This is a genomic window from Pseudomonas sp. NY15435 (genome assembly GCF_048068295.1).
Taxonomy (GTDB): Bacteria; Pseudomonadota; Gammaproteobacteria; order Pseudomonadales; family Pseudomonadaceae; genus Pseudomonas.
In genome coordinates this window covers 1-26,225 of the sequence record NZ_JBLUQA010000005.1, presented here as the reverse complement: position 1 = coordinate 26,225, position 26,225 = coordinate 1, and the positions used below count along the sequence as shown (strand labels likewise).

Sequence of the window (26,225 nt, the reverse complement as noted above, 5' to 3'; positions counted from 1 at the left end):
GACCTCCAACACAAGGCTTCAGAAAAAGTAGCTCCCAGAACAAGACCGGTACTCCGCCATGCCCATCGAACTCCTCGGCGCCTTCGTGCTGTTCGCCTTCGTCACCTCCATCACGCCCGGCCCCAACAACATGATGCTGCTGGCCTCGGGCGTGAACTTCGGTGTACGCCGCACCATTCCGCACATGCTTGGCATCAGCATCGGCTTCCTGCTGCTGGTGGTCGCCGTGGGCCTGGGCCTGCACCAGCTGTTCGAACGCTTCCCGGCCAGCTACACGGCGCTGCGCTACGCCGGCGGCGCGTACCTTCTGTATCTTGCATGGAAGATCGCGCGTTCCGGCGCGCCCGAGGCGAAAGGCGAGAACGCCGCCAGACCGATGACCTTCCTCCAGGCCGCTGCGTTCCAGTGGGTCAATCCCAAGGCCTGGGTGATGGCTGTCGGCGCCATCGCCACCTACCTGCCAGCCAACAGCTGGATCGGTAACGTGGTGCTGATCGCCACCCTGTTCGCCGTGGTCAACCTGCCCAGCGTGGGCGTCTGGACCATACTGGGCAGCCTGCTGCGGCGCTGGCTGGAAGACCCGCTGCGTTTGCGCCTGTTCAACTTCGGCATGGCGGCGCTGCTGGTCGCCTCGCTCTACCCCCTGCTGACCCGCACCTGATGGAAGTTCGTGCATGACTGACACCACACCCGCCACCACGCGCCTGCGCCCGCTGGCCGACTCATCCCCCGCCGCCATTGTCGCCGGGTTCGTCGCCATGCTCACCGGCTACACCAGCTCGCTGGTGCTGATGTTCCAGGCCGGCCAGGCGGCGGGACTCTCCACCGCGCAGATTTCCTCGTGGATCTGGGCGCTGTCCATCGGCATGGCCCTGACCACCATCGGCCTGACCCTGCGCTACCGCACGCCCATCGTCATCGCCTGGTCCACCCCCGGCGCCGCGCTGCTGATCAGCAGCCTGCCCGGCGTACCTTACGGTGAAGCGATCGGCGCATTCATCGTGTGCGCCGCGCTGATCACCATCTGCGGCGTCACCGGCAGCTTCGACCGCCTGATGCGCCAGGTGCCCGGCTCGCTCGCCTCGGCGCTGCTGGCCGGCGTGCTGTTCCGCATCTGCATCGAGATCTGCAACGCCGCGCAGCAGCAGACGGCGCTGGTGGTGGCGATGTTCGTCAGCTACCTGATCGCCAAGCGCCTGTCGCCGCGCTACGCGGTGTTCGCCGCCTTGCTGGTGGGCGTCGCGCTGGCCGGCTTCCTCGGCCTGCTCAACTTCAGCCACTTCCAGCTGGAAATCGCCCGCCCCGTGTGGACCACGCCGAGCTTCTCGCTGGCCGCCACCATCAGCATCGGCATTCCGCTGTTCATCGTCGCCATGGCCTCGCAGAACATGCCTGGCCTCGCCGTGTTGCGCGCCGACGGCTACCAGGTGCCTGCCTCGCCACTGATCTCCACCACCGGCATCGCCTCGCTGCTGCTGGCGCCCTTCGGCTCCCACGGCATCAACCTCGCTGCAATCAGCGCGGCCATCTGCACCGGCCCGGAAGCCCACGAAAACCCGCACAAGCGCTACACCGCGGCGCTCTGGTGCGGGCTGTTCTATGGCATCGCCGGCATCTTCGGCGCCACCCTGGCGGCCCTGTTCGCCGCGCTGCCCAAGGCGCTGGTGCTGTCCATCGCCGCCCTGGCCCTGCTCGGCTCGATCACCAACGGCCTGACCAACGCCATGGCCGACGCCCGCCAGCGTGAAGCGGCGATGGTCACCTTCCTGGTCACCGCCTCGGGCTTCACCCTGTTCTCCGTCGGCTCGGCCTTCTGGGGACTGGTGGCCGGCCTGCTGACCCAACTGGTGCTGAACTGGCGCCGCGCTCCCTGATCCCCTGACTGGAAAGGCCCTTCTGCTAGCATGCGGGCGATTGCCTGAACCGGACCGCCCGCATGCTGCACACCCTGGCCGTTGCCAACTACCGCTCGATCAACTCGCTGGTGCTGCCGCTGGGCCGGCTGAACCTGATCACCGGCGCCAACGGCAGCGGCAAATCCAACCTCTATCGCGCCCTGCGCCTGCTCGCCGAGACGGCACAAGGCGGCGTGGTGAATGCACTGGCCCGCGAGGGCGGGCTGGAATCCACCTTCTGGGCCGGGCCGGAAAGCCATTCGAGGCGCATGCGCACGGGCGAAGTCGAGGTCCAGGGCGGCCCGCGCAATGAGGTCAAGCGTCTGCGCCTGGGTTTTTCCGGTGAAGACTTCGGCTACGCCATCGCCCTCGGCCTGCCACCACCACCGGTGATCAGCGCCTTCGGTCTGGACCCGGAGATCAAGCACGAAAGCATCTGGGCCGGCCCCTGGTATCGCCCCGCCTCACAGTTGGTGGAACGCAATGGGCCGATGCTGCGTGCCCGCGAAGGCCGCAGCTGGCAGGTACTGGAGCAGCACATTCCGACCTTCGACAGTCTGTTCACGCAGATCGGCAGCGGCTCGGACTGCCCCGAAGCCCTGCTGCTGCGCGAGCAGATTCGCGGCTGGCGTTTCTACGACCACTTCCGCACCGACGCCGACGCCCCTGCGCGCCAGCCGCAACTGGGCACCCGCACGCCGGTGCTGCACCACGATGGTCGCGACCTCGCCGCCGCGCTGCAGACCATCCGCGAAATCGGCGACGCCCGTGCACTGGAAACCGCTATCAGCGACGCCTTCCCCGGCGCCGAGCTGCAGATCGACTGCCAACCCGGCGGACGCTTCGCCGTAGCGCTGAAGCAATACGGCCTGCTGCGCCCGCTGAGCGCGGCAGAACTCTCTGACGGCACCCTGCGCTACCTGCTGTTGGTCGCCGCCCTGCTCACCCCGCGCCCGCCGTCGTTGATGGTCCTCAACGAACCGGAAACCAGCCTTCACCCGGACCTGCTGCCGGCCCTGGGACGCCTGATCATCGCGGCCTCTAAGCACACCCAGGTCTGGGTCGTGTCCCACGCCAGCCGGCTGATCGCCACGCTGGAGGAATACCCCGAGTGCAATGGTCTGCACCTGGACAAGGAACTGGGCCAGACGCGCATCCGCGACCAGGGCATGTTCGATGCGCCCGCGTGGCATTGGGCGGATTGAGCTACGCGTGCGTATCAGCGCCGGCGTCGCCCCACCGGCCACCCAGGATGATGGGCTGCATGAGAATCGCCGCGACGCCCACCTGGATACAACGTCCTCAATCTACTGATAAGACAGCGTGTAGGTAGCCACGGCATTCGCGTCCCCCGGCGTCACCGCCACTGCCGTCTTGATGTAGTTGGCGGTGAATGGCACCACCAGGGCGCCATTGGGTGATGCGCCAAGGGAAAACTGGTTCATATTGCCAGCGACGGATGAGTCCGGCCCGAAGCGCACCGGCGTTCCGTCGCGCCGGATCTGGATGCCGACGCCGCGAGCCTGAGTCGCCGATGGGCTGAGACTGAGCGTGTCAGTCAGATTGCCAAGGTTGTTGGCGTCCGTCAGGGTCATGTAGACGTTCATACCGGTACTGCAATTGAGACGTACATTGAAGCTGGCGTTGCCAGAGGTGGTCCCAACAGGGCCGGCAAGGCCTGGCGCGCTCGTGGTTCCGAGGCTGACGGGAATGTTGATCGAGCCTGCATCTACCGAGCAGGTCTGGGCAGTGAGGCTGGTACTGGTGATCTTGATAGGTGCAGTGGCCGATGTACTTCCTGAACTCTTTTCTGCGACAAAGGCGTTAGCGATCGTTGTCGCAGCCAGCGTGCCGGTAGTGATCGGTTCGCCTGTCGCGACCAACCGGACGGACGCTGCGAAGTCCCAGAATGTCGACCATCCCTTCACCAGGTCAGTGGGTGTCGGCGTGACGGGCGTCAGGGAGGTGTAGTTGTCCCGGGCACTGATGATCACTCCGACGCCACGTAGCGAAGTGGCATAGACCGTGTAGGTCGATCCGCCGTCCACGATCGTCTTGCCGGTGGCGACGAGCGCCCCCTGGGCTTGACCATAGGTTGTCGACGTGTCGTTGGCTGTGCAGCCGTTCTCCATACGGGTAACGGAGGAGGTAATCCAGGCCGTCAGCGGCGTACCGAAGCTGCGGTCGCGCGGTGCGGTGATGGTAGCCGGCAGGTTGAGCGTTATACCGGCCGTGGGCGTACAGGTCACAGCTGCCTCGGCAGGGCTGAGGCCCGCACCCAGTAGAGCAATCAGCAGGCAACCTACAGAGGACTTGATTGAGGTCAGGATCATTGCGGGGCTCCGGATTGAGCAGCACATAGCGCATCGATGGTTTCCAAGGACACTCCCGTGTCTCGGCTCCTGTCTGCCGGAGTGCTGTAGTGAATGGTGCAGTACCTGTCCCCCTCGACCGGGACTCGCAATTCGCCATGGTCGCTGGCGACCCGGACAAAAATCTTGCCGCCCTGTCCGACCACACCGACTTCCTGGTTTCTCTCATCGAGGACACTGGCGCCGAAGGGCAGCGGGCTGCCGTCCGTCTGCCGACTCTGGATGAGCAGCGCATGGCCACTAATCGAATCGAACGGAACCACGACCACCGCCCCGCTACGAGGCACTACATCCTTTACGGTGCTTTTGAGCTCGATGTCATCGGATAGCCCTTTGGGGTCCAGTTCCAGGGTGTTGATACGGTAGGGCGTGAGGTATGGCACGACGGCCTGCCCGCGACCATCGAGCTTGAGGTTGCTGGCATTGCTGACCTGGGCGCCGGCTGCACCAGGGGCATCGATGATGGCGATGCTGTCGCCCAGGGACTGGCCGAACGTGACACCGTTGGGGTGGGCGACCACCGAACCGGCAACGCCTGCGGAGGCCTGACGGTAGTCGTTGCCCTGGCTCACCGAGCCGCTCAGCGTGCCAAAGGAGCTGCGGTACTGGGCATTGCCACTGAGGCTGGCGGCGCTCTGGCCAGCAGCCGGGCTGTCGTAGGCGCCGGTGACGCCGTAGTTGACCTGGCCTTCCTTGCCGGCGGTGCCGCTCAAGGTGCTCTGCAGGTTGCTCGCCCCGCTGCTGCTGCGACTGACACTGCTGGTGAGATACGGGCGATTGCTGCCGGTCTTGCCGATGGGCAGCGAGACGCTGAGCAGAACCTGGCTCTCCGAAGCACCGAAGGCATCCTGGGTCCGCGAGGCGCTGACCGAGGCGCTGCCCCAGCTCCAGTTGCGGTTGTAACCGGCCTGGTACTGGGTATCGAAGCCAGTGTCGTTCCAGTAGTTCTGGACCGATCCGCTGGCGAACAGGTAGCCGCTCCCGACGTTCTGACTGATGTTGATTTCACTGCGGCTCCGGGCGCGGCGGACAGCATCGGCCCCCCCCTTCTCGTCGCCGTACTCGCGGACCTGGTCACGAGCGGTCAGGGCATCGTTGAGACCGAAATAGCCATCGGTGGAATACCGATAGGCCGCGACGGTGAAATGCGTGCCGGTGCTCTGCAGAATCTTGTTGTAGCTGATGCCCAACGAGCGGCCGCTGTACTGCTTCCCCTCCAGGTCTGTGCTGGCCTGGGTCAGGTCCGCGCCGAAGGCGCCGTACTCGGTATTGAGCACGCCCCCCAGGAGCGCGGAGGTGTAGCCATCGGAGATCGAGCTGCCGGTGTAGGCGGTGATGCTGTTGGTGATGCCGCGCTGGTAGGTGGCCTGGGCGACGTAGGGGCTGTAGCCATAGGTGAGATCCCGCACCTGGCCGACGCTTGTGCTGTAGCGCGAGACGCCTGGGCGCAGGGAGCGAGCCACCGAGGAGAACGGCACGGTGAAATGGTTTTCCTGACCACTGGCCTCGGTCACCGTCACATCCAGGTCACCGTTGTCGCTGGTGGGGTTGAGATCGCGGATCTCGAAGGCGCCTGGGGCAACGGTTTCCTCGTGGATGATGTAGCCGTTCTGGCGAATGGTGACCCGGGCATTGGTAGCGGCGATACCACGAACGATCGGCGCATAGCCACGCTGGGAGTCGGGCAGCATGCGCTCGTCGCTGGTCAGGCGGACACCGCGCAAGGGAACCGAGTCAAACAGGTCGCCATCGGTATAGGCATCGCCGAGGGTCAGTTGAGAGCGGAGCGAGTCGACATCGCGCTGGGCGAAGGTGGCGAGGTTCTGCAGGGACTTGCCGTCCTGCCCCCAGTTGAGTGACGAGCGCTGGCGCAGGCGCCAGTCGCCCAGGTTCAGCCCGCCAATGAGGCTGGCATAGGCGCTCTGCTGATCGCTGCCCTGGCCATTGCTCTGGTAGCCGCTGAGGTTGTAGTCGAGGAAGCCGGCGTTGACGCCGCGGTCCCAGCGCTCGGGGCTGACGTAGCCACGCGGATTGCGCCGCAGCATGGCCTGGGGAATGCTCACGTCCAGGCGCTGCTCGCCCACGTCGACAGTTGCACTGGCGCCCTCGACAAGGGCCGCTGGATCAAGGCAATCAGCGCTGAGCTTGTCCGGCGGCAGTTGGTCGAGCTTCACGCCGAACTGCTCCAGTTGCAGGCGTGAGAAGCACGCCTTGGCATGATTGGGCCGGTCACCGGCGACGAAGCGGATGTCCTGCGTGCCCAGCGCCGTACCATTGAGCAGCACATCGAGGTTATAGGTGCCGGGCTCGATCTGGTTGCTCTGGCTGAAGCGCGACAGGTTCATGGAGCGCGCGCCCTGCCCCCACAGCATGTCACTCTCGAAGTTGGCCACTGCACCTTCACCCGGCTCCGCCAGCACAAAACCGCTGTACAGGCCACCCAGCAGGCAGACAGCCAGTGCCAGGGGTTTGAGCGAGAACGCCAGGCGTTCCTGCAACGGATTGCGGAAGGTGCTGTTCATGACTGAACCTCGCCAGTGTCCTGCGGACGGCCCCAGGGTTGCGGGCATGCCGATCCCCTCCCGGCGCGGTGCGGGTGTTGGAAGAGGTCGGGTGGATAGCGCTGGTAGCGGGAGATCTACCGGATCAGATGCGCGTCGATCCGAAACCTGCGACGCGGTGGCGGCTGTCCTGGAACAACTTTCAGCGGCGTTTTCATGGGCTGAGACCTGCGGTAGTGGTGCTCTGCGCCGGGGTGACCGTGCGGAGGCGATGGAATGAGTTTCCGTCCAGCACCGGAATTGCCCTACCGTATAAAACCGACATGCTTGTAGGAATTATCCCAACAGGTAGCGAACTATCGATCTGGGCAACCAGAAGAAGCGATGTGCCCGGTTGCCGCCAGGACCGCTTGCCTTGACCGAGGAGCAACCGGGCAACCGTCGACTAATGGGACAGCCCGGGACCGAGCGATCAGGGTTTCAGGGGCTGGGAATACTGGAGCACGGCGCCCAGGTCGGTGATGCTCGTGTAGTCAACCTTGCCCGTGGCGGCGGCAGCGCCCTTGAGCGGAATCATCTTGCGTTCGCCAGGCGCCAGCAGGGAGGAATTGATGTCGAGCGTCGGGCTGATGCCGTTCATGCTGACTTTTCCCAGGGTGACGTAATAGGGACTGTCATTGCGACACTCCAGCGCCCACTCCGAACCATTGCGCAGCACGCGCCACTGCAACTGCTCGGCGGCCGCCGTGGCATTGCCGGGCAGGTTGGCGGGGCGATAGAAGAACTTCACGCGGCTACGGAAGGCGATCTTCAAACGATTCTGCCCTTCAGCCGAGGACGGTGGGACCTCCAGCACGTTCAGCCAGAACAGCGACTCCCTGTCCTGCGGCAGGGCCTTCTGCCCGGTGAAACGAACCCGCAGCGCCTGGCCCTTGTTCGGGTCGATCCGGGCTATGGGCGGTGTAAGCACGAAGGGTGCCGCGGAGGTATCGGGCGTTGCCTGTAGGTTGCCTTCGTCGATCCAGGACTGCACCAGCATCGGTGACTGTCCGTCGTTGTTGAGCTTGACCGTCACTTCCCGCTGGGCCGCGTCGTAGACCACACGGGTACCGGTGATCACGATAGAGGCTTGAGCCTGACCAATCACCAGACAGGCCGACAGCAGCAACCCCAAGCCAAGAAAAGCGCGCTTCATGGAGACCTCGTCATAGAAGTAAATGAGCCGCCACCAGCGAGGGCTGATCGCCAGCCCTCGCTTCCCATTGACGGTGACGCGTCCGAATTACGGATAAACGATCGAGTAGGTAACGCTGGACCTCACTTCGCCCGCGCTCGGCGTAGCCGAGTTGGAGTAGTACTTCACGGTGAAGGGGATGGTGACGCCGGTTCCGGTGATATTGGTGAAGGCCGTGGCCGGCGAGGCCCCCAGCTGCAAGGGAGAGCCGTTGCGGAAGATAGCCAGGTCGACTTCCTGAGCGCCGCTGCCGGTGTTTGTCAGGCGTCCCTGGGCGTTGACATTGGCGCCCGGCTCGAAGAACACGGCAACGCCTGGGTTGCCGCTGACATCGCTGCCGCTGCAGCCGGACAGGTCGATCGTGAAGTTGGTATCACCGCCGGTAGTGCCGACACCCGCCAGGGACGACTTCGAAACGGTCGGCAGAGTGACGGTGCCGTCGCCGGTGCCCGCACCGTTGATCTGGATGGTGCAGGTGACGTCCTGGACCTTGCCGTTGAAGGTGATGGTGCCGTCGGATGCCTGGGCCTGCATCGCGGAAGCGGCAAGAGCGAGCAGAGTGGAGAGGGAGATCAGGGACTTTTTCATCGGAGTTTCCTACATGAGTGAACTGGCTCCCAACCACCGTCATTGATGGAGGAGATAGCCAAATTCTGTTCTCACGTAGGAATTAGCCCTGCCGTAATGTCCCTATCACCGTGTAGGAAAAATCCTTTTAAGAGCACTGATCGTGCGCTCCCTTTAGCAGAAAGGGAGCGCACGATCAGTCAGGCAGTCGCCTGCTCCGGCGCTGCCTTGGCCACGCCCCGGCTGACCCACCAGCCAAAGAGGCCAGCGGTGAAGAACATCAGCACGCCATAGATCGCCGCCGGAATGGCCATCGTGCTGTTGTTCAGCAGCATGGGGCTGAGCGCCAGTGCGATGGCAAGCGTGCCGTTGTGGATGCCGATCTCCATTCCGATGGCGATGGACTGCGGCTTGGACAGTTTCAGCAGGCGCGGCACGCAATAGCCGACGGCAAGGCTGAGCAAGTTGAAGCTCAGGGCCGCAGCGCCAACGATCGGCGCATAGGTCAGGAAGGTCTGCCAGTCCTTGGTCACGGCTACGCCGATGATCACCGCCAGCAGCAACGCGGAGAGAATCTTCACCGGCTTCTGCAGCGCCGCCGCCACGCTGGGCAGCAGGCGCCGCACGAGCATGCCGATGGCAACGGGGCCCAGCACGATGACGAAGACCTGCAGCACCTTGCCGAATTGCAGCGGGATGGTCTGGCCGTCGTTCATGAAGTACAGCAGCGACATATTCACGATCAGCGGCATGGTGAGGATGGCGATCACCGAGTTCACCGCGGTCAGCGTGATGTTCAGCGCCACATCGCCGTGGGCCAGGTGGCTGTAGAGGTTTGCAGTGGTGCCGCCGGGGGACGCAGCGAGCAGCATCATGCCCACGGCCAGCGCTGCTTCGAGAGCAAAGCCCACGGTGATGAGGAAGCACGCCAGCGGCAGCAGGATGATCTGGCAGACCAGGCCGATGAGCACGGGCTTGGGATAGCGCACCACGCGGGCGAAGTCGGCGACGGTCAGGGACAGGCCGAGGCCCAGCATGATGATGCCCAGGGCAATGGGCATGAATAGCGTCAGCAAGGGATCGTTGGTCATTGTCATTATTCTCCAACTGGGGTGGGCCGATTGTTTCGGCCTCTTGGGCGCTTGTAACTGGCCTTGCGGGCCAAAACCACTTCATCCTGTAACTGAATGCAAAAGTTTGTAGCGAACGCGGCGGGAATGTGCGGAGCTTTGTCCTTTTGTAGGAGCGAGCTTGCTCGCGAACCGCCCAGCACCGCAGCGACCGTGAAATCCGTTCGCGAGCAAGCTCGCTCCTACAGGTGTGACGTGGCAGCGTTGGTGCAAGGGCCTGCCCCTCTCCCTTCGGAGCGGGGCGCGCAGCCAGGGTTGGGGTGAGGGGAAGCCCGCACACCGAGCTCCCCCCATCGGTCAGATCGCCGTCGCCCCACCATCCACCGGCAGCGCGATGCCGGTGGTGAAGCCAGCGTTGTCACTGCAAAGGTAAAGAACGGCAGAGGCGATTTCCTCGACGCGGCCGACGCGGCCCACCGGGTGCATGGCAGCAGCGAACTCGGCCTTCTTCGGGTCGGCCTCGTAAGCGCGGCGGAACATGTCGGTGTCGATCACCGCCGGACACACCGCGTTGACGCGGATTTTCTTCTTCGCGTATTCGATGGCGGCGGACTTGGTCAGGCCAATCACCGCGTGCTTGGAGGCCGCATAGATGCTCATTTTCGGCGCGGCGCCCAGGCCGGCGACGGAAGCGGTGTTGACGATGGCGCCGCCGCCCTGCTCCAGCATCACCGGAATCTGGTGCTTCATGCACAGCCAGACACCCTTCACGTTGACGCCCATGATGGCGTCGAACTCGCTTTCCTCGCCGTCGGCCAACTTGCCCTTCTCGATCTCGATGCCGGCGTTGTTGAAGGCGTAGTCCAGGCGGCCGTACGCAGCCACAGTGCCTTCCACCAGCGCCTTGACCTCGGCGTCGCGGGTCACGTCGCAACGGATGAAGGTGGCCTCGCCGCCAGCGCCGCGGATCAGCTCGACGGTGGCTTCGCCGCCCTTGGCGTCGACGTCGGAAACCACGACTTTCATGCCCTGCTGGGCGAAGGCCTGGGCGGTGGCGCGGCCGATACCGTTACCGGCGCCAGTGACCAGGGCAACCTGGCCGGAAAGCAGCTGACTCATGAGCGAACCTCGAAGCGGGTTGGGAAATAACCGCTGCAGTCTAGCCAGCGCTCCAGCGGCGCGAAGCACTATCAGGCGGGGCGGCGTCGCTGCATCCACGGCGATGATGATTCCGGCGAGCCCGGATCACTGGAACCAATGAGCGGACATTCCCCCGGCGGACGGAACTTGCCGTGGCGCGGCGGGCGGACTATCACCTAGGCTTTCCCCCTGACTGAGTCCACTGCCATGCCTGCCCAGATCAACCGCCAGTTCCAGCTCGCCCAGCGCCCGGTCGGCGCCGCCACCCGCGACACCTTCGCCTACGTGGAAACCCCGGTCGGCGAGCCCGGCCCGGGGCAGATCCTGGTGAAGAACCAGTACCTCTCGCTGGACCCGGCCATGCGCGGCTGGATGAACGACGCCAAGTCCTACATCGCCCCGGTGGCCATCGGCGACGTGATGCGCGCCCTCGGCGTGGGCAAGGTGATCGCCTCGCAGCACCCGGACTTCAAGGTCGGCGACGAAGTGAACGGCGCCCTCGGCGTGCAGGATTACTTCCTCGGCGAGCCGAAAGGCTTCTACAAGGTCGACAGCCAGCGTGCGCCGCTGCCGCTGTACCTCTCGGCGCTGGGTATGACCGGCATGACTGCCTATTTCGGTTTCCTCGACGTCGGCCTGCCCCAGGCCGGTGACACCGTGGTGGTTTCCGGCGCCGCCGGCGCGGTGGGCAGCGTGGTCGGGCAGATCGCCAGGATCAAGGGCTGCCGAGTGGTCGGCATCGCCGGCGGCGCTGACAAATGCCGCTATCTGGTGGAGGAACTGGGCTTCGACGGCGCCATCGACTACAAGGCCGAAGACGTCAACGCCGGCCTCAAGCGCGAGTGCCCCAAGGGCGTGAACGTGTTCTTCGATAACGTCGGCGGCGACATCCTCGATGCCGTGCTGGCCCGCCTGGCGCCCAAGGCGCGGGTGGTGATCTGCGGCGCGATCAGCCAGTACAACAACAAGGAAGCCGTGCGCGGCCCGGCCAACTACCTGTCGCTGCTGGTCAATCGCGCGCGCATGGAAGGCATGGTGGTGATGGACTACGCCCACCGCTTCCAGGAAGGCTTCAAGGACATGGCGACCTGGATTGCCGAAGGCAAGCTGAAGTCGAAGGAAGACATCGTCGAGGGCCTGGAAACCTTCCCCGAAACCCTGGCCAAACTGTTCAGCGGCGAGAACTTCGGCAAGCTGGTGCTGAAGGTCTGACCGCCGCTGGCGTTGCTGGTGTTACGCAGGAGCGGATCTCGTCCGCGATGGCTTCCGGCGCGATGCGGACGTATCGCGGACGGAGTCCGCTCCTACCCGTAGCCGATCATCGGCGGGCAGCCGGCAACCTTGTAGGAGCGAGCTTGCTCGCGAACCCGCACAGCCCTGGTATCCCAGGGAGGAACGTTCGCGAGCAAGCTCGCTCCTACAGGGCACCCTCCCCACTTCTGCGCTCTATCTCGATGAATTCCGACAAGCTCTGTTGAGCCTTTCCGGCTAGGATTTCCCTTGGTCGATTCCAAGGAAGATCCCTCGATGTTGCTCGCCCGTTGGCTGCCCGGCCTGGACAGCCTGCTGCACTACCGTTCCGACTGGCTGCCGCGCGATATCCAGGCCGGCCTGTCGGTGGCCGCGGTGCAGATTCCCACCGCCATCGCCTATTCGCAGATCATCGGATTCCCGCCGCAGGTCGGGCTCTACGCCTGCATCCTGCCGATGCTGATCTACGCCATCGTCGGCAGCTCGCGGCAATTGATGGTCGGCCCGGATGCCGCCACCGCCGCCATGGTCGCGGCGGCCATCACACCGCTGGCGGCCGGCAACCCGGAACGGTTGCTGCAGTTGTCGATGATCGTCGCGGTGATGGTCGGCGCGCTCTCCATCGCCGCCGGCTTCGCCCGCGCCGGGTTCGTTGCCAGCTTCCTCTCACGGCCGACGCTGGTGGGCTATCTGAACGGCATCGGCCTGAGCCTGATCGCCGGGCAGCTCGGCAAGATCCTCGGCTACCACAGCGAAACCAGTGGCTTTGTCCGAGGCCTGATCGCCCTGGTGCGCAACCTGGCCGACACGCACCTGCCGACGCTGGCACTGGGCGTCGGCACGCTGGCGCTGATGATCCTGCTGCCGCGACGCTACCCGAAGATTCCCGGTGCGCTGGTCGGCGTGCTGTTCGCCTCGCTGGTCGCCGCACTGTTCGGCCTGGACCAGTACGGCATCAAGCTGCTTGGCGAAGTACCGCAGGGCCTGCCTCACCTGAGCTGGCCCAAGACCAGCGTCGAGGAACTGGGCAGCCTGTTCCGCGATGCCATGGGCATCACCATCGTCAGTTTCTGCAGCGCCATGCTCACCGCGCGCAGCTTTGCCGCCCGACACGGCTACGCCATCGACGCCAACCACGAATTCATGGCGCTGGGCATGGCCAACATCGGCGCGGGGATTTCCCAGGGCTTCGTCATCAGCGGCGCCGACTCGCGCACCGCGGTGAACGACATGGTCGGCGGCAAGAGCCAGATGGTCGGCGTGGTAGCCGCGCTGGTGATCGGCCTGGTCCTGCTGCTGTTCAGCAAACCGCTGGGCTGGGTGCCGATGCCGGCGCTGGGCGCGGTGCTGCTGATGGCCGGCTGGGGACTGATCGACTTCCGCGCGCTGCGCGGCTTCTGGGCGCTGAGCCGTTTCGAGTTCGGCCTGTGCGTGCTGACCACCGCCGGCGTGCTCAGCGTCGGCGTGCTGCCGGGCATCTTCGTCGCCATCATGCTCGCCCTGCTGCGCCTGCTCTACCTTACCTATCGCCCGCACGACGCAGTGATGGGCTGGGTGCACGGCATCGACGGCCAGGTCGAGGTCGAGCAGTACCCCAACGCGCGCACCTTGCCGGGGCTGGTGATCTACCGCTTCGACGCGCCGATCCTGTTCTTCAATGCCGACTACTTCAAGCAACGCATCCTCGAGGTGGTTGCCCAGGCGCCGAATGCGCGTGCCGTGCTGCTCAACGCCGAGGGGATTCTCAACCTGGATATCAGCGGCCTGACCTCCCTGCGCGAAGTGCAGCAGACCCTCGACGCCCAGGGCGTACACCTGTCCCTGGCTCGGGTCACCGGCGAGACGCTGGCGATGCTCAAGCGCTCCGGCGCTTTGGGCGAGGTAAAGCCGCCGCTGGTGTTCAGCTCGGTGCGGGCCGGCGTCACCGCCTACCGGCGCTGGCACCAGCAGCGCAAGCGCGAGCAGGCGGCGAGCGCCCGGGCATCACAGGCGGAACTGCCCGACCAGCCCCTGTAGTTCGCGGCTGAGCTGGGCCAGCTCGACGCTGGACGATGCGGTGGACTCCATGGCCTGCGCCGATTCATCGGCGATGCCGCGGATGCTGGTGACGCTGCGGCTGATCTCCTCGGCCACCGCGCTCTGCTGTTCAGAGGCAGCGGCGATCTGCTGGTTCATCTGGTGGATCACCGCCACCGCCGAGGCGATGTTGCCCAGCGCGGCCTCGGTCTGCACCGCGTCACCCACGGTCATCTCCACCAGCGCGTGGCTGCGCTGCATACGCTGAACGGACGTGGTGGCGCCATTGCGCAGGGCAGCGATCAGCGTCTCGATCTCGGCGGTGGACTGCTGGGTGCGTCGCGCCAGCGCCCGCACTTCATCGGCCACCACGGCAAAGCCCCTGCCCTGCTCGCCTGCTCGCGCAGCCTCGATGGCGGCGTTGAGCGCCAGCAGGTTGGTCTGCTCGGCGACGTTCTTGATCACGTCCAGCACGCTGCCGATGCTCTGGCTCTCACGGCCGAGCTGTTCGATGCTGTCGGTGGCCGCACGCACCGCGTCAGCCAGTTGTTCGATGCGACCGAGGGTCTGGCGCACCACGTCCTGCCCGCTGGCGACCTTGCCGTCGGCCTGTTCGGCGGAATGGGCTGCCTCCTCGGCATTGCGCGCCACGTCGTGGACAGTGGCGGCCATCTGGTTCATCGCCGTGGCGACCTGGTCGGTTTCGGCCTTCTGTGAGTTCACGCCGTGCTGGGTGCGCTCGGTAACGCTGGACAGCGCCTGAGCGGAGGCGGTGATCTGCCCGACGCCATCGCTCAGGCGGCTGACAATGCCGCGCAGGCTGTCAGCCATGCTGCCCACCGCGCCCATCAATTGCCCGACTTCGTCCTTGCGCCGTACTTCGACGCTCACGCTCAAATCGCCCTCGGCGATGCGGCGGGCCATGCCGATCACCTGGCGCAGCGGCCGCACGATCATCCAGGTGATCAGCAGCGACGCCAGCGCGCCCACCAGCAGCGCCAGGGCGGCCGATGCGACGATCAGCAGCGTGTTGGTGCGCAACTGGGTCTGCATGGCCGCGTGCTGGGCGGCGTAGGCGTCGTCGACCTGCTGCATGACCTGAGCCGCGCGTTCATTCATCTGCGCGTGAACCTGCTTTTCCTGCTCAAGGCTGGCGGTGTACTCGTCGAGCTTCTCGACGAAGGCGTTGATGTTGGTGATGACGTCCTTGAGCACCGAGACGTAGGTTGGGTCGGTGATCGCTTCCTGCAGCTTGGCCGACAGCGCCAGCGCTTCGGCGGCGGACTTGATGCGCCCGCCCTCGTTATTCTCACCGTCGGCGTTCTCTTTGCTGCCGGCTTCCAGGCGCGAGCGGGCCTCGTTCAGACCCTGCAGCACCAGACGGTAGAGCTGGCTGACCTGCGCGGCCTGCTGCAACAGTTCCTCGCCCTTCTGACCCTGGGAGTCCTTGAGCTCGTAGGCACCGTCGTCGGCCAGGCTGGATTGCAGGATGTCCAGGCTGTTGGACGCGCCGTTCACCGACCAGGTGGCGGCGTCCAGCGACAGGCGCCGGCTCCTGCTGGATTTCTCGAAACTGGCGAAGGCGGTGAGGTAGTCGGAGATGCCCTGCTCCACACGCGTCATTGCCGCTGCCTGGTCCGGCTGCGACTTGAGCCGTGCCACCGCTTCGCCGAGGTTGCCGGCGTGCTCGCGCAGGCGCTTGGCGGAGGCGTCGCTGGCGTCGATCACGAAGTCCTTCTCGCTCTGGCGCATTTCCAGCAGTTCGCGGTTGATGGTCGACATGTCGCCGAGCAGGTCGAAGCGCTGGGAAATCGTCCGTAGCGAGCTCACGCCGATCACCGCCACCAGGGCGGTGAGCAGCAGCACCAGGCCGAAACCGATGGCCAGTTTCTTCGCCGTGCCCATGTCGGCCAGACGACGCTGCACGAAGTCAACCATGGCTACTCCCCCCATCCGCAATGGCGTTGCAGGAAATCCTCGAAGGTCTCCTGCTCGTTATCGGTGCTTGTGGGCGGAACATTAGGAGCGCCGCCCATTGGCTGGATAGAGGGCGCGGCGGTGATGGCACGGTGATGCTGCACAGAGATACGTGGAGGTCGTATCCAGAACACTGAACAGCACTTTCCCACAACGGATACAGATAGAGCCGACAGCGACCTACCTACCCGACCGTTCAGATTCCGATCTCTGACCTTCCATTCCAGGTGCTCGGATGAACGCCTACTACCAACTGGTCCTGCAGCGCCCGCTGGCGGGATTCGCCCGCGAACTCCAGCTGCCAGAGCTGTACCGCGAGCAGCGGCGCCTCGATCCGTTGCTGCTGGCCCGCGGGCTGCTGCCGATCCGCCGCTTCGTCTGCCCGCTGGCCTGCGACGAAGTCCAGGGCGAGTGGCTGGACTGCTGGTTCGATGCCCAGGCCGGCTGGCGCCTGATGCATGGCATCGTCTGCCTGATTCACGACAACGCGCTGGAACTCGGCCGCCGCGACGAATTGCTCTCGGAACTCTTCGCCCTCGGCGAGCGGCTGGACGTGGCGCACATGGGCGGCATCCACTGGCATCTCGGCCTGGAACTGGAGTTCGCCTGACGCCACGGCGCCAGGCACTCGCGCTTACCTGGGACGAATCATGCTGAAGGTGTCGCGGGTGTAGCTGTACTGGGTGCCGCCCAGGCGGCCCACCAGATCCAGCTTCGCCGGGTCGACGTGGCGCTCGTCCTGCATCACCGACTCGTCGATGTGCGCCAGTAGCACGCGGGCGAAGATCAGCATGCTGGAGGGGTTCTGCGCCGGGTAAGGCATGATTTCCGCCAGTTGGCATTCGAAGGCCACCGGCGCACCCACGACGCGGGGCGGTGCCACGCGTTCACTGGGCAGGGTGGCGATGCCGGCGTGCTCGATCTCGCTGTCGCCGTGGGGCAGCCAGGCAGCGGTGGCGTTCATGGCCTCGGCCTGGGCGGCGCTGACCAGGTGGATCACCAGCTCGCCGGTTTCGCGCACGTTGCGCAGGGTGTCCTTGACGCTGCCGTCTTCGCGCACACTGGTGTTGACCAGCAGGGTCGGCGGCGAATCGCTGATCACCTGGAAGAAGCTGAACGGCGCGAGGTTGCTCTTGCCGTCCGCGGACAGCGTGGTCACCCAGGCGATCGGCCGCGGCGTGACGGTGGAGGCCAGCCAGCGGTAGGACTCGGCCTTGGAGAGTTGAGTGAAGTCGAGTTGCATGGGCAGATCCGGACAAGACGGTGGGTGATGCGGCGGCAAGGCGCGGGCCGCAGCTAGCGGCCCGCCTGCGCGATGGCTCAGCGGCCGGCGCGGGATTCCTTGATGTAGAAGCGCGCGCGGCTGGCCTTGTCGGAACAGCCGGTGTAGGCCTCGACCTGCTGCTGGGTCTTGGCAGCGGTCAGCAGGCCCAGGGCCTTCGAGTAGCTGACGGTGCCGGCAAAACCTTCGGCCTTGGCCAGGTCCAGTTCGTGCCAGGCGGCGTTCAGTTCGTTGGCGCAGCTGTCGCGGTTGACGGTCTTGCCCGAGCAGCCGGCGACGGCCAGCAGCAGAGCGATGATCAGGGGAATGCGCGGCATGACGAAACTCCTGGAGGTGTTCGGGGGTGAATCCAGCTTAGAACGCGGCGCAGAGGCCTGCCGGACGGCGCCGCAGTATGCCATCGGACGGATGGCATTCAAGCGACTACTACACTGTTTGACCACGGGATATCCCGACAGGAGAAGGATCATGGTGCATCAGGGTAGTTGCCATTGCGGACAGATCGCGTTCGAAGTGGAAGGGGATGTCGGTGAAGTCGTGTCATGCAACTGCTCGATCTGCCGGCGCAAGGGTTCGCTGCTATGGTTCGTGCCGCGCGGCAAGCTGAAGCTGACGACTCCTGAGAGTGCGATGAGCACCTATACGTTCAACACCCACCGCATCGAGCATCGTTTCTGCCCCACCTGCGGTTGTGCTCCGCTGGCCTACGCCAGCGCGCCGGACGGCACGCCGATGGCGGCGATCAACGTGCGCTGCCTGCCCGGCGTTGAGCTGTCAGGGCTGACGGTGAAGGAGTATGACGGCAAGAGCCGCTGATTCCGCTGCGGCGTTGAAGCGATCACGGACAGAGCCCGCACCTGCAAAAGCCGGATGCAGCCAGGTGCCAATAGCGCGGAGCGCTTTGTTTGTAGGAGCGAGCTTGCTCGCGAACCGCCCAGGCACGGGATTGGCTGGGAAATCTGTTCGCGAGCAAGCTCGCTCCTACAAAAGAGCTAACGCTCCGCGCGGAACCTCAGATACTCCACGACCTCGTCCTGCGTCCCACGGAACTCCACGCGCTCGCCCTTGCTCTCGCGCTGGAAGGCATACATCGGGTCGTAGTACTCGCCCAGCAGCCCCTCGATCCAACCCCGGTGCAGGTCCACCGCGCCGCTGTGCTTCTGCTCTTCCAGGGCCGCATCCATGATCGCCGCCAGGCGCTGGTAACGCTCGCCGCCCAGGCGCTTGACGATGCCCGACAGGCTCTTGCGCAGGTACGCCGCGAAGGAGTCGAAACCACCCTCCTCGCCCACCACCTGCACATGGTCGGCACACAGGTCCACCACGTAGTCCTTGAGGATGCGCTCCACGCGCTGCTCGAAGCTGTCCTCCAGCCACACCAGCGGGTAGTGCTGCATGCCCTGGTACAGCTCCAGCGGCACCGAGCAGCTGCCGACAATGCGCCCCTCGTCCTCCAGCACGAACTGCTCCATGCCGGCATGACGCTTTTTCAGGATGTCGATGGCCAGGCGGTTCTCGAAATCGATCTGCGCCGGCTGCGGCGTGGCGCGACGGCCAAAAGCGGAGCCGCGATGGTTGGCGTGGCCTTCCAGGTCCAGGCTGTTGGCCAGCTGGGCGATGACCTCGGTCTTGCCGGTGCCGGTCAGGCCGCCCACCAGCACGAACTGGCATTCCTCGACGGCGGCGCGGGTGGTGTCGAAGAGGAAGCCACGCATCGCCTTGTAGCCGCCAACCACGCGCGGATACTCGATGCCCGCCTCGCTCTTGAGCCATTGCTGGGTGATCTGCGAACGCAGACCGCCACGGAAGCAGTACAGGTAGCCCTCGGGATTGGCCGCGGCGAAGTTCGCCCAGGCCTCGATGCGCTCGGCCTTGAGCTGCCCGCAGACCAGTTCGTGGCCCAGGGCGATGGCCGCCTGCTGGCCGTGCTGCTTGTAACTGGTGCCAACCTTCTGCCGCTCGATGTCGTTCATCAGCGGCAGATTCACCACGTTTGGGAACGCGCCCTTGCCGAACTCGACCGGGGCGCGCACGTCCATCATCTTCACATCACCGAGGAACAGCTCGCGGTAGTGGCGGGTGTTGTCGCGCATCACTCCACCTCGACCGCGTGGCTCTGTCGGCCAACCAGTTCGCCGATGGGCGCCAGGTCCATGCCCAGCTCCTTGGCCGTGGCGAGGAACTGCGCCTCGCCCGCGGGCTCAACCGCCACCAGCAGGCCACCGCTGGTCTGCGGGTCGCACAGCAACAGCTTGTGCAGCTCCGGCAATGGCGCGATGCGCTCGCCGTAGCTGTCGAAATTGCGCAAGGTGCCGCCGGGCACGCAGCCGGCTTCCAGGTAGTACTCGACGCTGGCCAGGCGCGGCACGGCGTCGTAGCGAACGCGGGCAGTCAGGCCGCTACCGTCAGCCATTTCCACCAGGTGGCCGAGCAGGCCGAAGCCGGTGACGTCGGTCATCGCCTTCACGCCGTCGAGCTTGCCGAAGCGCGCGCCGGGCTTGTTCAGGGTGCACATCCAGTCACGGGCGACGCCCACGTCCTCGGCACGCAGCTTGGCCTTCTTCTCGGCGGTGGTGAGAATGCCGATGCCCAGCGGCTTGGTCAGGTACAACTTGCAGCCGGCGGTGGCGGTGTCGTTGCGCTTCATGAAGCGCTTCTCCACCAGACCGGTGACGGCCAGACCGAAGATCGGCTCGGGCGCGTCGATGGAGTGCCCGCCGGCCAGCGGGATGCCAGCTTCGTCGCAGACCTTGCGGCCGCCGGCGATCACTTCGCGGGCGATTTCCGGCGCCAGCACATTCACCGGCCAACCCAGGATGGCGATGGCCATCAACGGGTCGCCGCCCATGGCGTAGATGTCACTGATGGCGTTGGTGGCGGCGATACGGCCGAAGTCGAAAGGATCGTCGACGATCGGCATGAAGAAGTCGGTGGTAGATACCACGCCGCGCTCGGCGTCGATTTCGTAGACAGCCGCGTCATCGCGCGAGGCGTTGCCGACCCACAGCTTCGGGTCGAGGTTCTGCGCGCCGCTGCCGGCGAGGATCACCTCCAGCACCTTGGGGGAAATCTTGCAGCCGCAACCGGCACCATGGCTGTACTGGGTCAGGCGGATCGGTTCGCTCATCGGGAGGCTCCGGCAGGGAAATCAAACGCCGATTCTAGCAAAGCCCGGCTTGGCGAGGCCGTCACCCCCGGCGTATCGTCGGGCAGTTCGTAACGCGGAGTTGCCCTATGTCAAAACAGATTGCGCTGGTGCTTGGCTCCGGCGGAGCCCGAGGTTATGCGCACATTGGCGTAATCGAGGAAATCGAACGGCGCGGCTATGAGGTGGTGTGCATCGCCGGCTGCTCCATGGGCGCGGTGATCGGCGGCATCTACGCCGCCGGCAAGCTGGGCGAGTACCGCGACTGGGTGGAAAGCCTGGACTACCTCGACGTGCTGCGCCTGCTGGACGTTAGCTTCCGCCTGGGCGCCATCCGCGGCGAGCGGGTGTTCGGCAAGATTCACGAACTGCTTGGCGAGATCAACATCGAGGACTTGCCGATTCCCTACACAGCGGTCGCCACCGACCTGACCAACCAGCAGGAAATCTGGTTCCAGGAAGGCTGCCTGCACCAGGCGATGCGCGCCTCGGCGGCGATCCCCAGCCTGTTCACCCCGGTGATGCAGGGCACCCGCATGCTGGTGGATGGCGGTTTGCTCAACCCGCTGCCCATCGTCCCGGTGGTCTCGACGCATGCCGACCTGATCGTCGCGGTCAACCTCAACGCCACCAACCAGCGCCAGTACTCGCTGCCGGTGATCGAGCGGCCCGCTGCGCTCAAGGGGCGCTTCGATTCGGTGATTTCGGGGCTGTCGAACAAGCTGAGCTTCTTCCGCCGAGGCGAAGTCGAGCCGCCACCCGAACTGATCGCCGACGCCCTGCTCCACCCGGTGCCGGCCGCCTCGGAAGAGCCCGCAGAACCGGAGATGCAGCAACCCGCCGCCGCCCCGCAGGCCAAAGGGTCACCGCGCTCGGCCACCGGCAGCCACGTGATCGACAGCAGCAGCCCGGCCTCCTTGCTGGAACTGGTCAACCAGAGCTTCGAGGTGATGCAGACGTCGCTGGCGCAGTACAAGATCGCCGGCTACCCACCGGACATCCTGATCAACGTGCCCAAGCGCGTTTGCCGCTTCTTCGAGTTCTACAAGGCCCCGGAACTCATCGCCCTCGGCCGGCAGATCGCCAGCGATACGCTGGATCGGTATGAGGCGGAGAATCCCTACTGACCAGTTGATCCGGTGCCGTGCGGGTTCGCGAGCAAGCTCGCTCCTACAGAAACCCAACCCGCGCGGCTCTGGCTCTGGCTTTTGAAGATTTCCAGAGAAATACCCGCGCACGCCGAACGCCCCGTTCAGGAGGCCTCGTTGAAGCGGAGTTTCAGGGGTTGAGCGGCATGGATGCCGCGAGAGCTGCGATGGGCCAGGGACGGCCCTTCGCAGCGTGCCCCTGAAACTTCGATTCAACGAGGGAATTTTTCGCCCCAAGCGAAAAACCGGATGATTGGGGCAAGACCTTTGCCTCCTTTGGGTCGTTTGCCAAAGGAGGTCGCCCGAGGGGGCGAAACAGGAAGCCAATGCGCGCTCCGGAGCGGCGCGGGAAACAAAGGCGCGAGGCACACACATCGCGGACGGAGTCCGCTCCTACGCGGGAACGTACGTCGCGCGATCAGGCCTCGCGCAAGCGATAACCGACACCAGCCTCGGTGACGATGAATCGCGGCGTCGCCGGATCATCGGCGAGCTTCTGCCGCAGATGGCCAACCACTACGCGCAGGTAGTGGGTGTCCTCGGTATGCGTCGGCCCCCAGATGTCCTTGAGTAGTTGCTGCTGGGTGACCACCCGGCCAACGTGGCGCGCCAGGGTCGACAGTACGGCGTACTCCTTGCGGGTCAGCGAGACTTCCTCGCCATCGAGCAGTACACGACGATAGGAGAAATCCACACTCAGCGGCCCCACCGCAACCACTGCTTCCTGCGTCTCGCCGCTCGCGCCCTGGCGCAACAGCACGCGGATGCGCGCGAGAAACTCCTGGATGCCGAAGGGTTTGGTCACGTAGTCGTTGGCGCCGCTGTCCAGCGCCAGCACCTTCTCGCTTTCGCTGGCGCGCACCGAGAGCACCAGCACCGGCACCTGCGACCACTCGCGCAGCTCACGCAGCACATCCTGGCCGTCCTTGTCCGGCAGGCCGAGATCGAGCACCACCAGGTCCGGGCGGCCCAGCGCTGCCTGGGCCAGGCCCTCTTCGCCGGTGCCGGCTTCGAGCACCTTGTAGCCGCCGGCACTCAGGCTGATGCGGAGGAACTTGCGGATCTGCGGTTCGTCGTCGACGACCAGGATGGTGGCGGCGCTGGCGTTCATCGGCAGTCCGGGATGGCTGGGGGCGTCCAGCTTGAGCCTTTCAGACAGCAGCATCAAGCTGCTCCAGGTCCGGCTGTTGTTGCAGCGGCAGGTGCAACACGAGGGTGGTGCCGCGCCCGTCGATGCCATCCTCGACGGTGATCCGCCCACCATGGGCACCAACCATGCCCTGGCAGATCGCCAGGCCCAGCCCGGTGCCCTGCCCGCCACGGTCGCCTCGCGCGGCGGTGTAGAACATGTCGAAGATCTTCTCGCGCTCGGCCGGCGGAATGCCCGGCCCTTCGTCGCTGACCAGGAAACGCAACTCCTCCTCGCCCTGCTCCACCGCCACCCGCAGGCGGCCTTGCGGCGGAGAGAAGCGCGCGGCGTTTTCCAGCACGTTGACCAGCGCCTGCTCGATCAGCGCGGCATGCACATAGAGCAGCGGCAGCTCCGGCGGCACGCGGGTTTCCACGCGATAGGGGGCGACCACGGCGCGCAGGCGGTTGAGCGCACTGCCGACGATGTCGCCGGGCGACACCCAGTCGCGCGACAGCTTCAGGCCACCGTGGCCGAGGCGGGTCATGTCCAGCAGGTTCTGGATGTAGCGGTCCAGGCGCTCGGCCTCGTCACGGGTGCTTTCCAGCAGCTCGCGGCGATCCGGCGGTGGGATCGCATCGCCCAGCGCCAGCAGGCTATCGATGGCGCCACGCATGGAGGTGAGCGGCGTACGCAGGTCGTGGCTGACCGAGGCCAGCAGCGCGCTGCGCAGTTGTTCGGTTTCGCCGTGCAGACGCGCGGCTTCGAGGTCCTCAGCCAACCGCGCGCGGGCCAATGCTTGCGCCAACGGTTGACCAAGAGCAGCCAGCAGACGACGGCGCGCCCCAGGCAAAGCTTGCGAATCGCGCGGGCTGACGCCCAGCAGTGCCAGCGGGCCGTCCTCGCCGGACAGCGGCCACCACCACCAGCGTCCACCCGGCAACGTGCCAGTGCCCAGTCCCGCGGGCTGGTCGTGCTGCCAGGCCCAGTCGGCGGCGGCGCGTTCCTGGTCTTCCAGCGTGCGGTTGAGGCCACCCTCCAGTTTCCACTCGCCGTTGACCCGGCCGAGCAGGCAGATATCCAGCCCCTCCCAGCCGCCCAGTTGTTGCACTGCGGCCGCCATCACCGCCTGGCGGTCAGTGGCGGCGGTCAGCTTGCGCGACAGCTCGAGCATCTGGCTGGTCTCTTCCTGCGTCTCGCGCAGCGCTTGCAGTTGCCGGCGCTGGCGAGCCGCGAGGTTGCCAGTGAGGCCGGCCATGAGCAGGAAGAACAGCAGGGTCAGGACGTCTTCTTCGCGCTGGATGGAAAAGGAGAAATGCGGCGGTATGAACAGGAAGTCGTAGGCCAGGAACGACAGCACCGCACAGGCCAGCGACGGACCCAGGCTGCTGCGCACCGCCACCAGCAGCACCGCGGCGAGAAAGACCAGGGAGATGTTCGGCAGCTCCAGCACGCTGGCCACGCCCCAAGCCAGTGCGCTGGCGCAGGCAGCGGCCAGCGCAGCGAGCAGGTAATTGCCCCAGGGCCAGGGCGCTTGCGCGCGAACCTTGGGCGGAGTGAGATCGGCCTCGCTGTCGAGCACGCTGATTTCCAGCCCGTCGCCCAGGCGCAGCAGGCGCGCGGCGAGCCCGCCGCCGAACAGCTGGCGGTACCAGCGTTGTCGTGAGCGGCCGACCAGCAACAGCGTGGCGCGACGTTCCTTGGCGTGTTCGACCAGGGTTCGTGCGACTTCGCCACCGCGCAGTTCGACAACATCGCCGCCCAGGCGCTCCGCCAGTTGCTGGGCACTCTGCAGTTGCATGCGCGACTCTTCGCTGCGCGCCTCGCCGGTATCCACATGCACCAGCGACCAGGGCAGGTGCCGGCGCTCGGCTACGCGGCAAGCGTGGCGCACCAGGCGCTCGGCGTTGTGTTCGCCGTCCACGCCGACCAGCAAGCGCCCGCGCACGGCGGGCGCCTCGCCGCCCTGCTGGCGGTAGCGATGGGCAAGGTCGGCATCGACCCGCGCGGCGGCAGTCTGCATGGCCAGCTCGCGCAGCGCGGTGAGATTGGTCTGGCTGAAAAAGGCGTCGATGGCGGCGCGGGCCTGCTCGGGCACGTAGACCTTGCCCTCGCGCAGGCGCTCCAGCAGCTCGCGCGGCGGCAGGTCGATGAGCAGCAGTTCGTAGGCTTCCTGCAGCACCCAGTCGGGCACGGTTTCGCGAACCTGCACGCCGGTGATATCGCGGACGTGATCGTTAAGGCTTTCCAGGTGCTGGACGTTGACCGTGGTGTAGACGTCGATGCCGGCGGAGAGCAGTTCCTGAATGTCCTGCCAGCGCTTGGCGTGGCGGCTGCCGGGGGCGTTGCTGTGGGCCAGCTCGTCCACCAGCGCCAGCGTCGGCGGCTCGCTGAGCAGTCCATCGAGGTCCATTTCCTCCAGGATGATGCCACGGTAGACGGAGCGCTTGAGCGCCTGTTGCGGCAGGCCGGCGAGCAATGCCTCGGTCTCGGCACGACCGTGGGTTTCCACGACACCGACGCGCAGCTTCACGCCCTGGCGCAGCTGACTCTGGGCGGCCAGCAGCATGGCGTAGGTCTTGCCGACGCCCGGCGCGGCGCCGAGGAATACCTTGAGGCGGCCACGGCCCATGGGAGGCAGGTCGGCCAGCAGGGCGTCGGCGCGGTTGGGGTCGGTCATGTCGCTATCCTCGGGGCGCTTTCGGCGCTCGCTTGATGTTTTGCCAGGGAGAGCCTCCCCTCTCCCCAGCCCTCTCCCAGAGGGGAGAGGGAGCGGTCCGCTACAGGTTGGTGACCTTGTGCATCGACCTGGACGGCTCTGGCGCTGGAGTCTAGCGAGGCAGGCTGGCCAGGGCCATGTTCAGCGCCAGCACGTTGACCACGGCGGGGCCGATCAGCGGGCGCTCGGTGTTCGCCTCCACCAGCTTCTCCAGGCTCGCGGCCGGTACGCCGCGCTCCAGGGCGATGCGTGGCACCTGGTACAGCGCGGCAGCGGGCGGCAGCTGCGGGTCGAGGCCGCTGCCGGAGGTAGTGACCAGCGCCAGCGGCACCGGCTGCGCACCGATCTGCTGGGCAGCGGCGTCCTTGGCGATGCGTTCGGCCAGCGCCGGGTTGCCGGGCGCGAGGTTGCTGGCGCTGCTGGAGACGGTGGCGAAGTCGCCGGCGGAGGGGCGCGAATGGAACCACTGGGCGCCGTCGAACTTCTGCGCGATCAGGGCCGAGCCGCGTACGTTGCCCTGGTCATCACGCACCAGGCTGCCGTTGGCCTGATCGTGGAACGCGACCTGGGCGATGCCGGTGACGGCCAGTGGGTAAGCGACGCCGGTGACGGCACTGAGCAGTACCAGCGAGGCGATGGCGGGGCGGAGTTGGTTGAGCATTTTTCGTGTTCCTCTGTTGGGTCGGGGGCGGGGCTGGCGGGGGGCGCCCCCCCCCCCCCCCCCCCGCGGGCGGGGGGGGGGGGTGGGGGCCCTCACCCACAGAAGCACAACAAAGCCC

General features: G+C 65.9%; 22 protein-coding genes and 1 pseudogene. 8 read left to right on the top strand and 15 right to left on the bottom strand.

The genetic code is table 11. The features are described from left to right. The first annotated feature begins 58 nt into the window (after positions 1-58). The 3 genes from ACNFH5_RS13065 to ACNFH5_RS13055 all read left to right on the top strand — a co-directional run bounded on the left by ACNFH5_RS13065 (position 59) and on the right by ACNFH5_RS13055 (position 3,100). Positions 59-661, top strand: a complete 603-nt coding sequence (locus ACNFH5_RS13065) for a LysE family translocator (RefSeq protein ID WP_416746505.1) — start codon at positions 59-61, stop codon at positions 659-661. Positions 662-674: 13 nt separating this feature from the next. Continuing rightward, complete coding sequence (locus ACNFH5_RS13060; protein ID WP_416746503.1) at positions 675-1,874, top strand: benzoate/H(+) symporter BenE family transporter; 1,200 nt, start codon at positions 675-677, stop codon at positions 1,872-1,874. A 62-nt stretch (positions 1,875-1,936) separates the two neighbouring features. Beyond that, positions 1,937-3,100: an AAA family ATPase gene (locus ACNFH5_RS13055; RefSeq protein ID WP_416746501.1), complete on the top strand. Its 1,164-nt coding sequence runs from the start codon at positions 1,937-1,939 to the stop codon at positions 3,098-3,100. Positions 3,101-3,202: 102 nt separating this feature from the next. Here ACNFH5_RS13055 and ACNFH5_RS13050 read toward each other — a convergent pair whose 3' ends face one another. The 6 genes from ACNFH5_RS13050 to ACNFH5_RS13025 form a co-directional block, all read right to left on the bottom strand. Further along, the gene (locus tag ACNFH5_RS13050; protein WP_416746499.1) at positions 3,203-4,228 is read right to left on the bottom strand and encodes a fimbrial protein; all 1,026 of its coding nucleotides are present in this window, start codon (positions 4,226-4,228) and stop codon (positions 3,203-3,205) included. Beyond that, positions 4,225-6,789 carry a fimbria/pilus outer membrane usher protein gene (locus ACNFH5_RS13045; RefSeq protein ID WP_416746497.1) on the bottom strand — a complete coding sequence of 855 codons (2,565 nt, stop codon included), beginning with the start codon at positions 6,787-6,789 and terminating at the stop codon, positions 4,225-4,227. The genes ACNFH5_RS13050 and ACNFH5_RS13045 overlap by 4 nt, the downstream gene beginning before the upstream one ends. Before the next feature lie 451 nt (positions 6,790-7,240). Beyond that, positions 7,241-7,963, bottom strand: a complete 723-nt coding sequence (locus ACNFH5_RS13040) for a molecular chaperone (RefSeq protein WP_416746494.1) — start codon at positions 7,961-7,963, stop codon at positions 7,241-7,243. An 87-nt stretch (positions 7,964-8,050) separates the two neighbouring features. Beyond that, the gene (locus ACNFH5_RS13035) at positions 8,051-8,590 is read right to left on the bottom strand and encodes a fimbrial protein (protein WP_416746493.1); all 540 of its coding nucleotides are present in this window, start codon (positions 8,588-8,590) and stop codon (positions 8,051-8,053) included. Between the two features lie 179 nt (positions 8,591-8,769). Continuing rightward, the gene (locus tag ACNFH5_RS13030; RefSeq protein WP_416746491.1) at positions 8,770-9,660 is read right to left on the bottom strand and encodes a bile acid:sodium symporter family protein; all 891 of its coding nucleotides are present in this window, start codon (positions 9,658-9,660) and stop codon (positions 8,770-8,772) included. Positions 9,661-9,996: 336 nt separating this feature from the next. Beyond that, a complete protein-coding gene (locus tag ACNFH5_RS13025; RefSeq protein ID WP_416746489.1) occupies positions 9,997-10,758 on the bottom strand; it encodes an SDR family oxidoreductase in 762 nt (253 codons plus the stop codon). A gap of 228 nt (positions 10,759-10,986) precedes the next feature. On the opposite strand from ACNFH5_RS13025, the gene ACNFH5_RS13020 reads away from it, so the two are divergent. Together ACNFH5_RS13020 and ACNFH5_RS13015 are read left to right on the top strand one after the other, a co-directional pair. Then, on the top strand, positions 10,987-11,991 hold the full coding sequence (locus ACNFH5_RS13020; protein ID WP_416746487.1) for an NADP-dependent oxidoreductase: 1,005 nt from the start codon (positions 10,987-10,989) through the stop codon (positions 11,989-11,991). 315 nt (positions 11,992-12,306) lie between these two features. Then, positions 12,307-14,046: a SulP family inorganic anion transporter gene (locus ACNFH5_RS13015; RefSeq protein WP_416746485.1), complete on the top strand. Its 1,740-nt coding sequence runs from the start codon at positions 12,307-12,309 to the stop codon at positions 14,044-14,046. Here the strand turns inward: ACNFH5_RS13015 and ACNFH5_RS13010 are convergent. Both ACNFH5_RS13010 and ACNFH5_RS13005 read right to left on the bottom strand, forming a co-directional pair. Next, entirely contained in the window at positions 14,014-14,718 is a 705-nt protein-coding gene (locus ACNFH5_RS13010; RefSeq protein ID WP_416747298.1) for a methyl-accepting chemotaxis protein, read from the bottom strand. The two genes, ACNFH5_RS13015 and ACNFH5_RS13010, sit on opposite strands and share 33 nt — an antisense overlap. Before the next feature lie 153 nt (positions 14,719-14,871). Further along, positions 14,872-15,003: pseudogene (locus tag ACNFH5_RS13005) on the bottom strand (HAMP domain-containing protein); the annotation flags it as partial. A gap of 1,255 nt (positions 15,004-16,258) precedes the next feature. On the opposite strand from ACNFH5_RS13005, the gene ACNFH5_RS13000 reads away from it, so the two are divergent. Then, the gene (locus ACNFH5_RS13000; protein ID WP_416746483.1) at positions 16,259-16,633 is read left to right on the top strand and encodes a hypothetical protein; all 375 of its coding nucleotides are present in this window, start codon (positions 16,259-16,261) and stop codon (positions 16,631-16,633) included. A 24-nt stretch (positions 16,634-16,657) separates the two neighbouring features. Here the strand turns inward: ACNFH5_RS13000 and ACNFH5_RS12995 are convergent, their stop codons facing one another. Further along, positions 16,658-17,266 (bottom strand): flavin reductase family protein, encoded by a 609-nt coding sequence (locus ACNFH5_RS12995; protein WP_416746481.1) that lies wholly within the window; start codon positions 17,264-17,266, stop codon positions 16,658-16,660. Between the two features lie 77 nt (positions 17,267-17,343). After that, positions 17,344-17,622, bottom strand: coding sequence for a hypothetical protein (locus ACNFH5_RS12990; protein ID WP_416746479.1), 279 nt, complete (start codon positions 17,620-17,622; stop codon positions 17,344-17,346). Positions 17,623-17,773: 151 nt separating this feature from the next. On the opposite strand from ACNFH5_RS12990, the gene ACNFH5_RS12985 reads away from it, so the two are divergent. Next, positions 17,774-18,121: a GFA family protein gene (locus ACNFH5_RS12985; RefSeq protein ID WP_416747296.1), complete on the top strand. Its 348-nt coding sequence runs from the start codon at positions 17,774-17,776 to the stop codon at positions 18,119-18,121. Between the two features lie 176 nt (positions 18,122-18,297). On the opposite strand, the gene mnmH is transcribed toward ACNFH5_RS12985, so the two are convergent. Next, on the bottom strand, positions 18,298-19,398 hold the full coding sequence (mnmH, locus tag ACNFH5_RS12980; protein ID WP_416746477.1) for a tRNA 2-selenouridine(34) synthase MnmH: 1,101 nt from the start codon (positions 19,396-19,398) through the stop codon (positions 18,298-18,300). After that, complete coding sequence (gene selD / locus ACNFH5_RS12975) at positions 19,398-20,432, bottom strand: selenide, water dikinase SelD (RefSeq protein ID WP_045208728.1); 1,035 nt, start codon at positions 20,430-20,432, stop codon at positions 19,398-19,400. The genes mnmH and selD overlap by 1 nt, the downstream gene beginning before the upstream one ends. 107 nt (positions 20,433-20,539) lie before the next feature. Here selD and ACNFH5_RS12970 point away from each other — a divergent pair, with 107 nt between their 5' ends. Further along, positions 20,540-21,577, top strand: coding sequence for a patatin-like phospholipase family protein (locus ACNFH5_RS12970; protein WP_416746475.1), 1,038 nt, complete (start codon positions 20,540-20,542; stop codon positions 21,575-21,577). 439 nt (positions 21,578-22,016) lie between these two features. On the opposite strand, the gene ACNFH5_RS12965 is transcribed toward ACNFH5_RS12970, so the two are convergent. The 3 genes from ACNFH5_RS12965 to kdpC form a co-directional block, all read right to left on the bottom strand. After that, positions 22,017-22,709: a response regulator gene (locus ACNFH5_RS12965; RefSeq protein WP_192223781.1), complete on the bottom strand. Its 693-nt coding sequence runs from the start codon at positions 22,707-22,709 to the stop codon at positions 22,017-22,019. A gap of 40 nt (positions 22,710-22,749) precedes the next feature. Beyond that, positions 22,750-25,407, bottom strand: coding sequence for a DUF4118 domain-containing protein (locus ACNFH5_RS12960; protein WP_416746473.1), 2,658 nt, complete (start codon positions 25,405-25,407; stop codon positions 22,750-22,752). Positions 25,408-25,558: 151 nt separating this feature from the next. Next, on the bottom strand, positions 25,559-26,107 hold the full coding sequence (kdpC, locus tag ACNFH5_RS12955) for a potassium-transporting ATPase subunit KdpC (RefSeq protein WP_138525202.1): 549 nt from the start codon (positions 26,105-26,107) through the stop codon (positions 25,559-25,561). Between the last annotated feature and the right edge of the window lie 118 nt (positions 26,108-26,225).

Bases quoted from the DNA above. Each gene is read 5' to 3' on its own strand.
- ACNFH5_RS13015 (WP_416746485.1), top strand. From the start codon at position 12,307: ATGTTGCTCGCCCGTTGGCTGCCCGGCCTGGACAGCCTGCTGCACTAC.
- ACNFH5_RS13020 (WP_416746487.1), top strand. From the start codon at position 10,987: ATGCCTGCCCAGATCAACCGCCAGTTCCAGCTCGCCCAGCGCCCGGTC.
- ACNFH5_RS13040 (WP_416746494.1), bottom strand. From the start codon at position 7,963: ATGAAGCGCGCTTTTCTTGGCTTGGGGTTGCTGCTGTCGGCCTGTCTG.
- ACNFH5_RS12965 (WP_192223781.1), bottom strand. From the start codon at position 22,709: ATGAACGCCAGCGCCGCCACCATCCTGGTCGTCGACGACGAACCGCAG.
- ACNFH5_RS13025 (WP_416746489.1), bottom strand. From the start codon at position 10,758: ATGAGTCAGCTGCTTTCCGGCCAGGTTGCCCTGGTCACTGGCGCCGGT.
- ACNFH5_RS12995 (WP_416746481.1), bottom strand. From the start codon at position 17,266: ATGCAACTCGACTTCACTCAACTCTCCAAGGCCGAGTCCTACCGCTGG.
- ACNFH5_RS13055 (WP_416746501.1), top strand. From the start codon at position 1,937: ATGCTGCACACCCTGGCCGTTGCCAACTACCGCTCGATCAACTCGCTG.
- ACNFH5_RS13000 (WP_416746483.1), top strand. From the start codon at position 16,259: ATGAACGCCTACTACCAACTGGTCCTGCAGCGCCCGCTGGCGGGATTC.
- ACNFH5_RS13030 (WP_416746491.1), bottom strand. From the start codon at position 9,660: ATGACCAACGATCCCTTGCTGACGCTATTCATGCCCATTGCCCTGGGC.
- ACNFH5_RS12970 (WP_416746475.1), top strand. From the start codon at position 20,540: ATGTCAAAACAGATTGCGCTGGTGCTTGGCTCCGGCGGAGCCCGAGGT.
- ACNFH5_RS13035 (WP_416746493.1), bottom strand. From the start codon at position 8,590: ATGAAAAAGTCCCTGATCTCCCTCTCCACTCTGCTCGCTCTTGCCGCT.
- ACNFH5_RS13050 (WP_416746499.1), bottom strand. From the start codon at position 4,228: ATGATCCTGACCTCAATCAAGTCCTCTGTAGGTTGCCTGCTGATTGCT.
- ACNFH5_RS13065 (WP_416746505.1), top strand. From the start codon at position 59: ATGCCCATCGAACTCCTCGGCGCCTTCGTGCTGTTCGCCTTCGTCACC.
- ACNFH5_RS12985 (WP_416747296.1), top strand. From the start codon at position 17,774: ATGGTGCATCAGGGTAGTTGCCATTGCGGACAGATCGCGTTCGAAGTG.
- ACNFH5_RS13060 (WP_416746503.1), top strand. From the start codon at position 675: ATGACTGACACCACACCCGCCACCACGCGCCTGCGCCCGCTGGCCGAC.
- selD (WP_045208728.1), bottom strand. From the start codon at position 20,432: ATGAGCGAACCGATCCGCCTGACCCAGTACAGCCATGGTGCCGGTTGC.
- kdpC (WP_138525202.1), bottom strand. From the start codon at position 26,107: ATGCTCAACCAACTCCGCCCCGCCATCGCCTCGCTGGTACTGCTCAGT.
- ACNFH5_RS13010 (WP_416747298.1), bottom strand. From the start codon at position 14,718: ATGGCCGCCACTGTCCACGACGTGGCGCGCAATGCCGAGGAGGCAGCC.
- ACNFH5_RS13045 (WP_416746497.1), bottom strand. From the start codon at position 6,789: ATGAACAGCACCTTCCGCAATCCGTTGCAGGAACGCCTGGCGTTCTCG.
- ACNFH5_RS12960 (WP_416746473.1), bottom strand. From the start codon at position 25,407: ATGACCGACCCCAACCGCGCCGACGCCCTGCTGGCCGACCTGCCTCCC.
- mnmH (WP_416746477.1), bottom strand. From the start codon at position 19,398: ATGCGCGACAACACCCGCCACTACCGCGAGCTGTTCCTCGGTGATGTG.
- ACNFH5_RS12990 (WP_416746479.1), bottom strand. From the start codon at position 17,622: ATGCCGCGCATTCCCCTGATCATCGCTCTGCTGCTGGCCGTCGCCGGC.